The organism is Rhodococcus sp. BUPNP1, assembly GCF_002215235.1.
Lineage (GTDB): Bacteria > Actinomycetota > Actinomycetes > Mycobacteriales > Mycobacteriaceae > Rhodococcus.
The window spans coordinates 1-13,310 of the sequence record NZ_NERM01000022.1 but is presented as its reverse complement, the minus strand read 5'-3'; the positions used below and the strand labels follow the sequence as shown (position 1 = coordinate 13,310).

12 protein-coding genes are annotated in these 13,310 nt (G+C 67.8%); 7 read left to right on the top strand and 5 right to left on the bottom strand.

Annotated elements, in window-relative coordinates; translation table 11 throughout:
- Positions 1-9 precede the first annotated feature (9 nt).
- The 7 genes from B9C99_RS19620 (at position 10) to B9C99_RS19590 (ending at position 6,894) form a co-directional block, all read left to right on the top strand.
- On the top strand, positions 10-1,029 hold the full coding sequence (locus tag B9C99_RS19620) for a bifunctional MaoC family dehydratase N-terminal/OB-fold nucleic acid binding domain-containing protein (protein ID WP_088899074.1): 1,020 nt from the start codon (positions 10-12) through the stop codon (positions 1,027-1,029).
- Positions 1,026-1,430: a MaoC family dehydratase gene (locus B9C99_RS19615; RefSeq protein ID WP_016693321.1), complete on the top strand. Its 405-nt coding sequence runs from the start codon at positions 1,026-1,028 to the stop codon at positions 1,428-1,430. Before B9C99_RS19620 ends, B9C99_RS19615 begins: the two co-directional genes overlap by 4 nt.
- Complete coding sequence (locus B9C99_RS19610; protein WP_088899033.1) at positions 1,427-2,596, top strand: lipid-transfer protein; 1,170 nt, start codon at positions 1,427-1,429, stop codon at positions 2,594-2,596. The genes B9C99_RS19615 and B9C99_RS19610 overlap by 4 nt, the downstream gene beginning before the upstream one ends.
- Positions 2,597-2,675: 79 nt before the next feature.
- Complete coding sequence (locus B9C99_RS19605; protein ID WP_088899073.1) at positions 2,676-4,082, top strand: DUF2252 domain-containing protein; 1,407 nt, start codon at positions 2,676-2,678, stop codon at positions 4,080-4,082.
- A gap of 104 nt (positions 4,083-4,186) precedes the next feature.
- Positions 4,187-5,023: a mycofactocin-coupled SDR family oxidoreductase gene (locus tag B9C99_RS19600; protein ID WP_172415016.1), complete on the top strand. Its 837-nt coding sequence runs from the start codon at positions 4,187-4,189 to the stop codon at positions 5,021-5,023.
- A gap of 93 nt (positions 5,024-5,116) precedes the next feature.
- Complete coding sequence (locus tag B9C99_RS19595; RefSeq protein WP_088899072.1) at positions 5,117-6,094, top strand: ATP-binding cassette domain-containing protein; 978 nt, start codon at positions 5,117-5,119, stop codon at positions 6,092-6,094.
- Between the two features lie 11 nt (positions 6,095-6,105).
- Positions 6,106-6,894 carry an ABC transporter permease gene (locus tag B9C99_RS19590; protein ID WP_172415019.1) on the top strand — a complete coding sequence of 263 codons (789 nt, stop codon included), beginning with the start codon at positions 6,106-6,108 and terminating at the stop codon, positions 6,892-6,894.
- Positions 6,895-6,921: 27 nt separating this feature from the next.
- Here B9C99_RS19590 and B9C99_RS19585 read toward each other — a convergent pair whose 3' ends face one another.
- The 5 genes from B9C99_RS19585 to kstD all read right to left on the bottom strand — a co-directional run bounded on the left by B9C99_RS19585 (position 6,922) and on the right by kstD (position 13,131).
- Positions 6,922-7,536, bottom strand: a complete 615-nt coding sequence (locus tag B9C99_RS19585) for a flavodoxin family protein (RefSeq protein ID WP_019290163.1) — start codon at positions 7,534-7,536, stop codon at positions 6,922-6,924.
- Positions 7,537-7,604: 68 nt separating this feature from the next.
- Positions 7,605-8,654, bottom strand: coding sequence for a S9 family peptidase (locus B9C99_RS19580; protein WP_253250141.1), 1,050 nt, complete (start codon positions 8,652-8,654; stop codon positions 7,605-7,607).
- A 70-nt stretch (positions 8,655-8,724) separates the two neighbouring features.
- The gene (locus tag B9C99_RS19575) at positions 8,725-10,470 is read right to left on the bottom strand and encodes a cholesterol oxidase substrate-binding domain-containing protein (RefSeq protein ID WP_088899029.1); all 1,746 of its coding nucleotides are present in this window, start codon (positions 10,468-10,470) and stop codon (positions 8,725-8,727) included.
- 34 nt (positions 10,471-10,504) lie between these two features.
- Positions 10,505-11,365, bottom strand: coding sequence for a MaoC/PaaZ C-terminal domain-containing protein (locus B9C99_RS19570; RefSeq protein ID WP_088899028.1), 861 nt, complete (start codon positions 11,363-11,365; stop codon positions 10,505-10,507).
- Positions 11,366-11,418: 53 nt separating this feature from the next.
- The gene (kstD, locus tag B9C99_RS19565; protein ID WP_172415015.1) at positions 11,419-13,131 is read right to left on the bottom strand and encodes a 3-oxosteroid 1-dehydrogenase; all 1,713 of its coding nucleotides are present in this window, start codon (positions 13,129-13,131) and stop codon (positions 11,419-11,421) included.
- Positions 13,132-13,310: the final 179 nt, after the last annotated feature.

Here is a 13,310-nt window from a genome sequence, read left to right as displayed (position 1 = left end):
AAGAATTCGGTGATACGAGACGTTCCGGGGAGGACCCCCGAGGAGATCCTGCAGGCGGCCGAGAAGGTCCGCGGCGACGGCCCGTCCGCGCCGCGGCCCGGCCGCGATCCGGTGAACATGCCGATGATCCGCAACTGGCTCGAGGCGATCGGCGACGACAACCCGATCTACACCGACGAGACCGCGGCGATCACCGCCGGTCACGGTGGTCTCGTGGCCCCGCCCGCGATGGCGCAGGTGTGGACGATGCGCGGCCTCGGCGCCGAACGCGAGAAGGACGACCCGCTCGGCCGGATGACGCAGATCCTCGACGACGCCGGCTACACCTCGGTGGTCGCCACCAACTGCGACCAGATCTACCACCGCTACCTGCGCCACGGCGAACAGGTGACGATCGAGTCCACCCTCGAGGACGTCGTCGGCCCGAAGCGGACCGGACTCGGGGAAGGCTGGTTCTTCACCACCCGCAACCTGTGGAAGGTCGGCGACGAGGTCGTCGCCGAGATGCTCTTCCGCATCCTCAAGTTCGCACCGCCGTCGAAGGACGAGAACGCGGAGACACCGCAGGACCGGCCCGCACCCGCGGTTCCAGACGATCTCGACCCCACGCGGATGCTGCGCCCGTCCGTCTCCCACGACACGCAGTTCTTCTGGGACGGCGTGGCCGCCCACGAGCTGCGCATCCAGCGACGCCCCGACGGCACTCTGCAGCACCCACCCGTCCCGGCGCTCTGGCTCGACAAGACGGAGACCACCGACTACGTCGTGTCCTCCGGTCGCGGAACGGTGTTCAGTTTCGTCGTCCACCACGCGCCCAGGGTGCCGGGGCGGCAGGTGCCCTTCGTCGTCGCACTCGTCGAACTCGACGAGGGTGTCCGGATGCTCGGTGAACTCCGCGACGTCGATCCTGGGCAGGTACGTATCGGGATGCCGGTCGAGGTCACCTTCCTCGATTTCCCCGGCGACGACGAGACCGGCGGGCAGCCGTGGACGCTGTACGCCTGGAAGCCGATCGAGGAGGACGTGTGAGCACCCCGACCGTCACGACGGGCGAGAGCCTGCCTTCCCTCGAGATCCACGCCGATCCCACCTTCATCGTGTCGACGGCCCTGGCCACACGCGACTTCCAGGACGTGCACCACGACCGCGACAAGGCGCAGCAGCGCGGATCGAAGGACATCTTCGTCAACATCCTCACCGACACCGGCCTCGTGCAGCGCTACGTCACCGACTGGGCCGGCCCCCGCGCGGTGGTGAAGTCGATCTCGCTGAGGCTGGGTGTGCCCTGGTACGCCTACGACACCCTGACCCTCTCGGGCACCGTTGCGTCCGTCGAGGACGGACTGGTCACCGTCGACATCGCCGGCACCAACAGCCTGGGCAAACACATCACGGCCACAGCCACTTTCGTGATCGGAGGCACCGCATGAGCGGCCTGTCGGGTGCAGCGGCGATCGTCGGGATCGGCGCGACCGACTTCTCGAAGGACTCCGGCCGCAGCGAACTCCGCCTCGCGGCCGAAGCGGTGCGCGCCGCCCTCGACGACGCGGGACTGACCCCGGCCGACGTCGACGGCCTCGTCTCGTTCACGATGGACACCAACACCGAAGTGGCCGTGGCCCGTTCGGTGGGCATCCCGCGCCTGAAGTTCTTCTCCCGCATCCACTACGGCGGCGGTGCGGCGTGCGCGACGGTGCAGCAGGCGGCGATGGCCGTCGCGACCGGCGTGGCCGACGTGGTGGTCGCGTACCGGGCGTTCAACGAGCGGTCCGGCGCGCGGTACGGACAGGTCAACACTGCCCTTGCCGCGCAGGTGAATTCGTCGGGAACCGACAATGCGTTCTCCTACCCGCACGGGCTGAGCACGCCGGCCTCGTTCGTCGCGATGGTCGCGCAACGTTACATTCACGTCTCAGGTGCGACGAGCGCCGACTTCGGCGCCGTGGCGGTCGCCGATCGGGCCCACGCCGCGACCAACCCGAAGGCGTTCTTCCACGGCAAGCCGATCACGCTCGAGGACCACCAGAACTCGCGGTGGATCGCCGAGCCACTGCACCTGCTCGACTGCTGCCAGGAATCGGACGGCGGCGTCGCGATCGTCGTCACCAGTGCCGAGCGGGCGAAGGACCTGAAGCAGACCCCGGCGGTCATCGCGGCCGCCGCGCAGGGGAGCGGACCTGACCAGTACATCATGACCAGCTACTACCGGGACGGGCTCACAGGCCTGCCGGAGATGGGCATCGTCGGCGACCAACTGTGGGAGCAGGCAGGCATCGGGCCGCAGGACATCGCCACGGCCGTGCTCTACGACCACTTCACCCCGTACGTGCTCATGCAGCTCGAAGAACTCGGATTCTGCGGACGCGGAGAGGCCAAGGACTTCGTCGCCGACGGCATCCAGGTGGGCGGGAGATTGCCGATCAACACCCACGGCGGTCAGCTCGGCGAGGCCTACATCCACGGCATGAACGGCATCGCCGAGGGTGTCCGGCAGATCCGCGGCACGGCCGTCAACCAGGTCGACGATGTCGACCACGTCCTGGTCACGGCAGGAACGGGGGTTCCGACCTCGGGTCTGGTGCTGTCGCGGTCCTGACACCGTTTCCCTCCCACGGCGGCGCGGGCCCGCCTACGATGAGAGCTCACATTCCTGTGGGATCCCTGTGGGAGGGCCCGTGTCGGTCACGGACGGACATGTCGTGCATCCGACCCGCGAACAGCGGGTCCAGAACGGTCTCGCCGCTCGGAGGGTCTCTCCCGTCGAGTCGCTGGCCGAGCTCGGGGAGTCGTCCCGGGATCCGATCGCCCTGCTCGAGAGTCAGGCGCAGACCCGCGTTCCGCAGCTCGTCCCGGTTCGGTACGGCCGCATGGCGACGTCGGCCTTCGCGTTCTTCCGCGGCGCCGCGCTGGTGATGGCCGACGATCTGTCGCGCACACCGAACAGCGGTCTGCACACCCAACTGTGCGGCGACGCCCACGCGAGCAATTTCGGTCTGTTCGCGACCCCCGAACGCAGAACGGCCTTCGACGTCAACGACTTCGACGAGACCTATCCGGGACCGTTCGAATGGGACGTCAAGCGTCTGGTCGCGAGTCTCGAGATCGCCGGTCGCGACAACGGGTTCACCGCGAAGGAATGCCGGAAGATCACCCGCGCGTGTGCGGCGGAGTACCGCGAAACCATGTGCAGGCAGGCACAACTCGGGAACATGGCGGTGCGCTATGCGCATCTCGACCCGACCGCCGAGATGGCGGAGCTCGGCGAGAAGCTGAGCGGCCGGATGGAGAAGCGCACCCGCAAAGCGCTCGAGAAGGCCTCACGGCGCGACAGTCTCCAGGCCCTGGAAAAACTCACCACCGTCGTCGACGGCCGTCGCCGGATCATCAGCGACCCGCCGCTCGTCGTGCCCGTCGAAGAGGTCTTCGCCGACCTCGACGCCGAAGCGATCTACGACGAACTGCACGACCGCGTCCGCTCGTACCGGGCGACGCTGCAGTGGGACCGCCGGGTCCTCCTCGAACAGTTCGAACTGGTCCAGGCCGCGCGGAAGGTCGTCGGAGTGGGCAGCGTCGGCACGCGGGCGTGGATCCTCCTGCTGCGGGGTGCGGACGACGACGATCCGTTGTTCCTCCAGGCGAAGGAGGCCCAGCGGTCGGTGCTGTCGTACTACGTCGACGGTCCGACCTTCCGGAACGAGGGCGAACGCGTCGTCAACGGTCAGCGGCTGATGCAGTCCGCGAGCGACATCTTCCTCGGCTGGCAGCAGGGTGCCGGAGCCGACGGCGTGAACCGGGACTTCTACATACGCCAACTCCGCGACGGCAAGGGTTCGGCGGTGATCGAGGAGATGGTGCCCAAGGGCATGAAACTCTACGGCCGACTCTGCGGCCGGGTCCTCGCCTATGCCCACGCCCGGGCCGGCGACCGGATCGCGCTGGCTGCCTATCTCGGCACCGACGAGGAGTTCGACGAGGCGCTCTCGTCGTTCGCGGTGTCCTACGCCGACCGCAACGAACGCGACCTGCAGGCGCTGCACGAGGCCGTCGAGCAGGGACGAGTGAAGGCCCGGACCGGACTCTGATCTTCGTCTGGTTCCCGGACACGTCCGCTGTCCGGGACTTACTCACCTGTCCTCTCTCCCGGCGCGGTACAAGGGAGGCGATCACGCGCCGACGGAAGGACGTCATGATGGGTTTCGAGGGCAGGGTCGCATTCGTGACGGGAGCGGCGCGAGGCCAAGGACGCTCGCACGCCGTCGCATTCGCCGAAGCAGGGGCCGACGTGGTCGTCTGCGACCGGTGCTCCGACTCACCGGTGGTGGGATATCCGCTGGCGACCGAGGAGGACCTGGCGGAGACTGTGCGACTCGTCGAGGCGACCGGTCGCCGGGTCGTCTCGGCGACACTCGACACCGCCGACCGTCCGGCGATGGACGCTCTGGTTGCCCGTGCTCACGCCGAACTCGGGCGGATCGACATCGCGGTCGCCAATGCCGGGGTGTCGGTGGCGGCACCGGTGCACCGGATGCCGCAACAGATGTGGGACGAAGCGATCTCGTCCAATCTCACCGGGGTGTTCAACACCGTCGCCGCGGTCGCGCCCGGGATGATCGAGCGTGACTACGGTCGCATCGTCACGGTGTCGTCGATGCTCGGCCGAGCGGGCAACACCAACATGGCCGCATATGCGGCGTCGAAATGGGGCGTGATCGGCCTGACGAAGAGCGCGGCCCTGGACCTCGCGCAGAACGGCATCACCGTCAACGCCGTCGCCCCGGGCAACATCTCCACGCCGATGATCCACAACGACGCGCTCTACGGGATGTTGCGGCCCGACCTCGAAGAGCCGACCGCCGACGATGTGGCCCCGGTGTTCGCCTCCCTGCACGCACAACCGGTGCCGTGGCTCGACCCGGCCGAGATCACCCGTGCGGTCCTGTTCTTCGCCGACGAGGCGTCCGCACACATCTCCGGCACCGTGTTGCCGATCGATGCCGGCAACGCCGCCCGGGTGACGGGCTGAGCGATCCGCCTGACGGAGCGATGAGAAAACCTGTCGAACCGTGTCGGTCTCTTCGTGCACACTGTGCTCACCACCACAGTCAGGGAGAAACTCATGGCCGACGCCATAGTTGCAGAAGGACTGATCAAGACATACGGGCAGGTCAGAGCGCTCGACGGGGTCGATCTGCGGGTGCCGGAGGGGACGGTCACCGCGCTGCTCGGTCCCAACGGCGCCGGTAAGACCACCACGGTGCGGGTGCTGACGACACTGCTCGTCCCCGATGCCGGTCGCGCCGAAGTGGCGGGATACGACGTCCTCACCGAGGCGCGGGAGCTTCGTTCCCGGATCGGGGCGTCGGGGCAGTACGCGGCGGTCGACGAATATCTCACGGGGTTCGAGAACCTCGAGATGGTCGGCCGGCTGTACCACCTCGGCGTCAAACGGAGTCGCCTCCGCGCCCGCGAGCTCCTCGAACAGTTCGACCTCGAGGAAGCGGGTGATCGCCCGGTGAAGGGTTATTCGGGCGGTATGCGACGCCGCCTCGATCTCGCCGGTGCGCTCGTCGCCGATCCTCCGGTGTTGTTCCTCGACGAACCCACGACGGGTCTCGATCCGCGGGCGCGCCTCGGGTTGTGGGACGTCATCGACACCCTCGTACAGCGCGGCACGACGCTGTTGCTGACGACGCAGTACATGGACGAGGCCGAACGCCTCGCCGACGACATCGTCGTGATCGATCGGGGCGCGGTCATCGCCCGCGGCACGGCCGACGAGCTCAAGAGCCGCGTCGGTGGCGAACGTATCGAACTCGCCGTGACCGACGCCGACCAGCGAGACCGAGCGGTCCGTGAGCTCGAATCGGTGGCGGCTGGGAAGATCAGGGTCGAGCGCAGCACCGGTCGTATCACCGTGCCGGTCAGCGGCGACTCGGGCGGCGGAACCGACGGGCTCGTGGCGGCGCTGGGGAAGCTGTCGGCCGCGGGCATCCGGGTCTCCGACGTTGCTCTGCGGAAACCGACCCTCGACGACGTGTTCCTCACGCTCACCGGTCGCGGGACGGACGAGAAGGTCGAGGAGGCGGTGTCGTGAACACACTCGAGATGGTCGCATCCGACGGCCTGACCATCGCCAAGCGCAACATGATCAAGATCAAGCGTGTGCCGGATCTGTTGGTCTTCACGACGTTGTCGCCGATCATGTTCGTGCTGTTGTTCGCCTACGTCTTCGGCAGTGCGATCGACGTCCCCGGCATCTCGTACCGGGAGTTCCTCATCGCAGGTATCTTCACCCAGACGGTCATCTTCGGGTCCACCTGGACGGGCCTCGGGATGGTCGAAGACCTGCAGAAGGGCATCATCGACCGGTTCCGATCGCTGCCGATGGCCCCGTCCGCGGTACTCATCGGCCGTACCAGCACCGACGTGCTGATCAACGTGCTCAGCCTCGTGGTGATGTCGTTGACCGGTCTCCTCGTGGGGTGGCGGATCAACACCTCGCTGGGCGAGGCGCTCGCCGGCTACCTGTTGCTGCTGCTGTTCGCCTACGCTCTGTCGTGGGTGATGGCCGTGATCGGCATGTGGATCCGCACACCGGAGGTCTTCAACAACGCGAGTTTCATGGTGATCTTCCCGCTGTCGTTCATCGCCAACACGTTCGTCGACCCGTCGTCGATGCCGACGGTGCTGCGCGTCATCGCCGAGTGGAATCCCATCTCGGCGGTCACGCAGGCGGTCCGCGAACTGTTCGGCAACACCAATCCCATGGTGCCGCCGCCCGACGTGTGGCCCCTGCAGAATCCGGTCCTCGCGTCGCTGATGTGGACAGCGTTGATGCTGATCGTGTTCGTGCCGTTCGCGATCCGCAGGTACCAGAAGGCCGTCAGCCGCTGACGGTCGGCGTCCGGCCGGCGGGCGGGTTCATCCCGGGTAGGGCGCGTACTGGCGCTGACGCAACAGTGTCGCCAGGTGCACGGCGTTGCGGGCGACGGATTCGGTGGTCGAGCGCACCGCTTCGGGGATCTCGTCGAGATCCTTGAAGTCGGTGCCCGACATCGCCTCGCCGTTCCAGTAGGTCGAGCCCTGCGCGGGGATCGAGAAACCGATGTCGTTGAGACTCTGGAACAGGTCGGCGACGATCTTGTGCGCGCCGTCCTCGTTGCCGACGACTGCGGCGATCCCGACCTTGCCCACCATGCGTGGACGGTTCTCGTCATCGGTGTTCGACAGTTCGGCATCGAGCCGCTCGAGGACACGTTGGGCGACGCTCGACATGTGTCCCACCCAGGTCGGTGTGGCGACGAGCAGGATGTCGGCCGAGACGATGCGCTCGACGATCTCCGGCCACTGATCCCCGTCGCCCATGTCGGCTTCGACACCGGGCTTGACGTCGAAGTCGACGACTCGGACGGTTTCGACGCTGACGTCGTGCTTCGACAGTGCGTCGAACACGTGCGCCACCATCTTGTCGGTGCTGGACTCGGCGGGGGACGGCTTGAGCGTGCAGTTCAGGGCCACGGCGTGTAGTGCTGTCATGCGCCCGGGATACCCGAGTTACACCACGACAATCAGCTGCAGCACGACAGTCATCTACAGCACGACAGTCAGCGACCGCGTGCGGCCGCCCAGCCGTCGATCGCCGCCGAGAACTCGAACGAGGTGGGCAGCAGCGCCATCTGGTCGGCCGGGCCGGGCTGCAACGGGCCGACCTCCTCGAAGCTGTGGTTCGCGGTGGTGAAGTGCTCGAACTGCAGGTCGGTGTGGGCGAGGGCGTCCCGCAGCGGCTCGACCTGCGCACAGCTGATGTTCAGGTCCTTGTCGGAGCAGGTGAGCAGCACCGGGGTGTCGGCTGCCAGCTCCGCGGCAAGCACGGCCGGGTCGAGCTGGTCGGACTCGAAGAGGAACTTCGCGTTCGCGGGGTTCATGCCGAACTGCGCGAGGATCGGGTGCAGATCGGTGGGGAAGGCCCCGGTCGTCCGCAGCGACTCGACGGCACGCGACAGGTCGGCCCGGACCGCCTCGCCGTCGGGGCCGAGCTGCCCGGAATCCACCACGGCATTCAGCTGGACGGTCAGCAGGTCCAGGTAGCGCATCGGCAGCGGAGCGAGAAGTGCGAAGCCGCTTCCGATACCGCGATCGGCGAGTGCGAGGGCGGTCAGTGCACCCTCGCTGTGTCCGAGGACGAGGATCTCCTCGGGGGAGACTCCGGTGCGTTCGGCGAGCAGACGCACCGCCGCCTCGGCGTGGTCGACCTGCTCGGTGAAGCCGTACTCGCCGATGGTCTCGACCGTGTAGGACCCGAGACCCGTCTCACCGGCCCCGATCTTGTCGAAGCGCAGGCTCGCGATGCCGTGGGCGGCGAGTGCGTCCGCGGTGCGCACCAGGGTGTCGGACGCGAAGCCGGGCTGGTTGCCGTTGCGATCGGTGGGGCCGCTGCCCGGGAGCAGCAGTGCGGCGGCGACCGCGGCTCCGTCCGGGTTGCGGAGGCTGCCGTGGAAGGTGGTGCCGTCGGCCTCGAAGGTCACCGGGGCGTCGGTGCCGTTCGACACGGCGACCGAACCCGTGTCGGGAAGGGCCACCGCGGTTCCCGCGAGTGTCACACCTCCCGCGAGAACCAGCACGGGCACAGCAGCAGCACCGATCCACCTTCGCATGTTCCGCATGGTGCGAACCCTAGCAAAGGACTGCGCTGTGCCCGTGGTGAGCGAGGACGCCCGTGGGAGATCAGGGGAGCAGGGTGTCGATGAAGGTGTTGCTGAACACCCGATGCGGATCGAGACGGTTGTAGACCGCGCGAGCCGAATCCCAGTTCTCGTCCGACGGAACACCTTCCCGGTAGGTGTCGGGCAGGCCTTGCGTCAGGATCTGCTCGTCGGTGTACGGCAGGTCGGGACCGAACGCCCAGCCCTTCGACCATTCCGGCCGGAAGGTCGAGTCGCTTCCGTTGTACCGCTGCCGCATCCACTGCTCCATCTCCCGGTAGAAGGCGAACATGCCGGGAGTTCCCGGGACACCGAGAACGTTGAGCCAGATGGCGGTGTCCCATTCCGGGTGGTCGGGACGCGGACGGGTCGACGCGATCGTCGGCGGTCCGGCCGACGGGACGAGGACGTCCTCTGGCTGATCCAGTCCGCAGCAACGGATTTCGACCGGACCGTTGAGTGGGAACTGTCCCAGGCTGCGGTAGTGCTCGATGCGTTCGGAGAACCAGTGCGCGAAGTCGTGGATGACGTTGGCGATGTTGGCGCGGTTCGTGAGGACCGCACCGCCACCCTCGGTCAGGCGCAGCGTGGTCGCCTTGATGTAGAACTGCAGGTCCTTCGACCAGCCCCAGATGTCGGACGCTCCCGTCGCCGCGAGACCGGCCACGGTCACGCCGTAGTAGGTCTGTCCGAAAGCCGGTGCGATCGATGTGTTCCCGGCCGTGATCTGCCCCAGCAGGTCGGTGATCGGTTCGGGCACGTTGTCGGAGAACGGGTAGTTGTACGGGCCGGTCACCTCCCGTGAGCCGGCCGGCTTCTCCGGTGCGAGCGACCACACCTTCATCCACGGACGTTCCGTGAACGGATACCAGATCGCCTCGGCCCGCCCCGCCGAATCGACGAACGACTCGAAGGTCCGTCCCGGCGCGCCGGCGGGCGAGAACAGTTCCTGCCAGGTGATATCGGTGAAGGACTGGCAGCGCATGCGGTAGTTCGGTCCGGCCTGCAGCGTGACGGACGTGATGAACGTCCGGCCGAGATGCGTGAGCAGCGGGGTGATCTCGGGATCGGCGCGGGTGAAGGTACGCAGCGTGTAGGCACTGCCGTCCCACACGACGGCCGTCAGTTCGGTCACGAGGTTGCTCAACGACCCGAAGGTGTGGCCGGGGAGGGTGGATTCACCGTTCGCGGGCAGCGCGGCACCGTGCGCGTTGACGGCGAGTGCTCCGGCGATCGACAGGACGCCGGGCGCAGGAAGATTCGCGAGTCCGAGACCGTGGTCCTGCAGTGCCGTGGTGATGGCGTCGAGCGTCGCGCCGGGACCTGCCGTGACGGTCGCGGGGGAGCCGCCGGAGTTCACCTGGACCCAGTTGAGGTGGAGCATGGTGTCGGCGAGGATCACCCGGTCGACGGGTGCACCGTTGACGATCGTCAGCGGTGTCCAGCCGTGCATGGCCCCGCGCGGACGGATGGTGTATCCGTTCTCGTGTGCCCAGTTCACCAGGCGCACCACGTCGTCGGGGGTGCGAGGCGCGCAGGTCCAGATGGCGTCCAGCATGATCTCCTTCGACCAGTTCTGGTACGCCTGCTGGTAGAGATCGATGCCGCCGGGGAACGCCGGGGGAGTGGGGAGCGTCGAGGCCGCGGACCCGGAGGGGACGGCGTGCACCGGGGTCCATCCACCGAGGGCGGAGACCGCCAGCGCACCGGCGCCGGCCGCGAGGAAGCCGCGCCGCGACAGGCGCGGCGACGAATCACGAAGTGTCATGTTCGAATGTCGCTCTTTCGGGAGGGCGTGGCGATCACGCCACGGTGAGTACCACGTCGGCCAGGGCGGGGGCGAGATCGCGTTCGACGACGGAGGCGGTCACGAGCTTGCGGTCGTCGTCGTTCCACACACGCACCCGGAGGGTCTCGCCGGGGAAGACCACACCGGCGAACCGGGCGCGGAATCCCTTCACGCGCGATGCGTCGGCGTCGAGAAGACCGTCGGTCACCGCCTTGCACACGATGCCGTAGGTGCACAGCCCGTGCAGGATCGGTGCCGGGAAGCCCGCCGCGGATGCGAACTCGGGATCGGAGTGGAGGGGGTTGCGGTCGCCGCACAGTCGGTACAGCAGCGCCTGCTGCGGGAGGGTCGGCACATCGAACTCGGCGTCCGGCTCACGATCGGGATACTCCACCGACTCCGACGGGCCACGCTCGCCGCCGAAACCGCCCTCGCCGCGGGCGAAGATCGACGACCGTGCGGTCCACAGGGGATTGCCGTCGAGATCCTCGGTCACCGATTCCTGCACGACGACCGCGGCCTTGCCCTTGTCCCACACCTCGGCGATGCGGGTGATCGTGCGGCCCTTGCCCGAAGCGGGGATGGGCGCGTGCACGGTCACCTCCTGGCTGCCGTGGACGACCTTGGCGAGATCGATCTCGATCCCGGGGAACGAGACCTTCGGCGGCTCGACCTGGTGGAAGGTCGCGGCGACGGTCGCGAAGGTGGGGAGCACCTGGGGGTCCTTGTCCCGCAGGTAACGCAGTTCGCCCGCGTCGGTGGGATGGGACCCGGCGCCGATGCCGAGGTTGTAGAGCTGGACATCGGTGCTGCTCCACTCGAATTCCTGAGCGGGCAGCTCGGCTCCGACGGCAACCGAGGGATCGATGGGCACAGGCGCTTCCTTTCTACGGCTCGAATCTACGGCTCGAACGCGGGTCGATCGGGTCACACGGTGTCGGCGGATTCTCGCAGCTCCTCGGCGCGTTCGTCACGCGTGCGGTCCAGGATGTCGAGGGCCGCGAGATAACCGAAGGTCATCGCCGGCCCGATGGTGGCGCCCGGCCCGGCGTAGGTGTGTCCCATGACCGGGGCACTGGCGTTGCCGGCCGCGTACAGGCCGTCGATCACGCTGCCGTCCTCGCGCACCACTCGGCCGTGGACGTCGGTGACGAGCCCGCCCTTGGTGCCGAGATCGCCCGGGACCACCTTGAACGCGTAGAACGGGGCCTTGTCGACCACGCCGAGGCTCGGATTCGGCTTGTTGCGCGGATCCCCGTAGTAGTGGTCGTAGTGGGATTCGCCGCGGCCGAAGTCCTCGTCCTTGCCGGCACGCGCGAAGCCGTTGAAGCGCTGCACCGTCTCGGTGAGGGCGTCGGCCGGTACCCCGATCTTCTCGGCGAGTTCGGCGACGGAAGCGGCCTTGACGAGCACCCCGGCCTCGAGCCACCGGCGGGGGAAGGGGGTGCGGGGGGTGATGCCGGCGAAGGTGTAGCGGTCGCGGTAACGCTGGTCGAGGATCAGCCAGCTGGGGATGTTCTCGCCCGGTCCCTCGCCGCGTCCGTGCTCGCCGCCGTACATCGCGTGCGTCGCCTCGACGTAGGGCGCCGACTCGTTGACGAAACGCTTGCCGGCCGCGTTGACCATGAGGCACCCGGGGAGGCTGCGCTCCGACAGTGCGAACCACGAGCCTCCGGTGAGCGTGAAGGACGGGCCCCACCAGGCGTCGTCCATGAAATCGACTGCGGCGCCGAGCTTCTGCCCGGCGCGGATGCCGTCGCCGGTGTTCGCCTTTGCGCCCACGGTCCACTCGGTGCCGATCGGCTGACGCTGGTACTGCGCCCGCATCTCGGCGTTGTGCTCGAAACCGCCGCTCGCGAGGATCACGCCCTTGCGGGCACGGATGACGCGCTTCTCACCGTTCGCGACCACCTCGACGCCGCGCACGACGCCGTCCTCGACGACGAGGTCGGTGAGCGCCGTCTCCAGCAGCAGGGGCACACCGGCGTCGCGCAGGCCGATCCGCAGCCCGGCCATGAGCGCCTGACCTCGGACGAGCAGGTGCTTCTTGGTGATGTTCGCCCAGACGAACCGGGCGCCGACCCGCATGGCGCGAACCGGCCCGCGCGGGTTCCGCATGAGCAGGTTCAGCCACTTGTAGTCGGCCTGGGTGATGACGAAGTTCTTGGGAGCGCGCGCGTAATCGGGTTCGAGGAGGGCGAGATCCTCACCGAGACGGCGGCCGTCGAAGGGTGTCGGTTCGACCGAACGGCCACCGGGACGTCCGCCGGGCGCCTCGGGGTAGTAGTCGGAATAGCCCGGCACCCATTGCAGTTCGAGGGCGCTGTTCTTCAGGACGAAGGAGAGCATCTCCGGTCCGCGATCGATGTAGGTGTCGATCTTCTCGGCGGGCACGTCGTCGCCGATGATGCTGTGGAGGTACTTCCGGGCTTCTTCGGGGGTGTCGTCCACCCCGGCGGCCTTCAGTGCCTCGTTGTTGGGGATCCACACACCGCCGCCCGATCGGGCGCTCGATCCGCCGTAGCGCGGCGCCTTCTCGATCAGGACCACGTCGGCGCCCTTGCGGGCTGCGGTGATGGCGGCGGTCATTCCGCCGGCACCGCTGCCGACGACAACGATGTCGTACTCCTGCTTCGTCATGTAGAACACGTTATAGAAATGGTGGTGCCGAGTCCATCCCCGAATGCGAAGAGTCCTGGACGTGAAGCGAAGACGCGGCGACACCGGGACTGGAACGCGATACGGCCGGACGACGACGAGCGACGGCACCGTCCGATGGGGCGGTGCCGTCGCGGGGTCGATCGGGGGCGGGGTCGATC

Excerpts from the sequence above, each read along its gene's own strand:
- B9C99_RS19610 (WP_088899033.1), top strand. The coding sequence starts at position 1,427 with ATGAGCGGCCTGTCGGGTGCAGCGGCGATCGTCGGGATCGGCGCGACC.
- B9C99_RS19600 (WP_172415016.1), top strand. The coding sequence starts at position 4,187 with ATGATGGGTTTCGAGGGCAGGGTCGCATTCGTGACGGGAGCGGCGCGA.
- B9C99_RS19595 (WP_088899072.1), top strand. The coding sequence starts at position 5,117 with ATGGCCGACGCCATAGTTGCAGAAGGACTGATCAAGACATACGGGCAG.
- B9C99_RS19590 (WP_172415019.1), top strand. The coding sequence starts at position 6,106 with ATGGTCGCATCCGACGGCCTGACCATCGCCAAGCGCAACATGATCAAG.
- B9C99_RS19585 (WP_019290163.1), bottom strand. The coding sequence starts at position 7,536 with ATGACAGCACTACACGCCGTGGCCCTGAACTGCACGCTCAAGCCGTCC.
- B9C99_RS19580 (WP_253250141.1), bottom strand. The coding sequence starts at position 8,654 with ATGCGAAGGTGGATCGGTGCTGCTGCTGTGCCCGTGCTGGTTCTCGCG.
- B9C99_RS19575 (WP_088899029.1), bottom strand. The coding sequence starts at position 10,470 with ATGACACTTCGTGATTCGTCGCCGCGCCTGTCGCGGCGCGGCTTCCTC.
- kstD (WP_172415015.1), bottom strand. The coding sequence starts at position 13,131 with ATGACGAAGCAGGAGTACGACATCGTTGTCGTCGGCAGCGGTGCCGGC.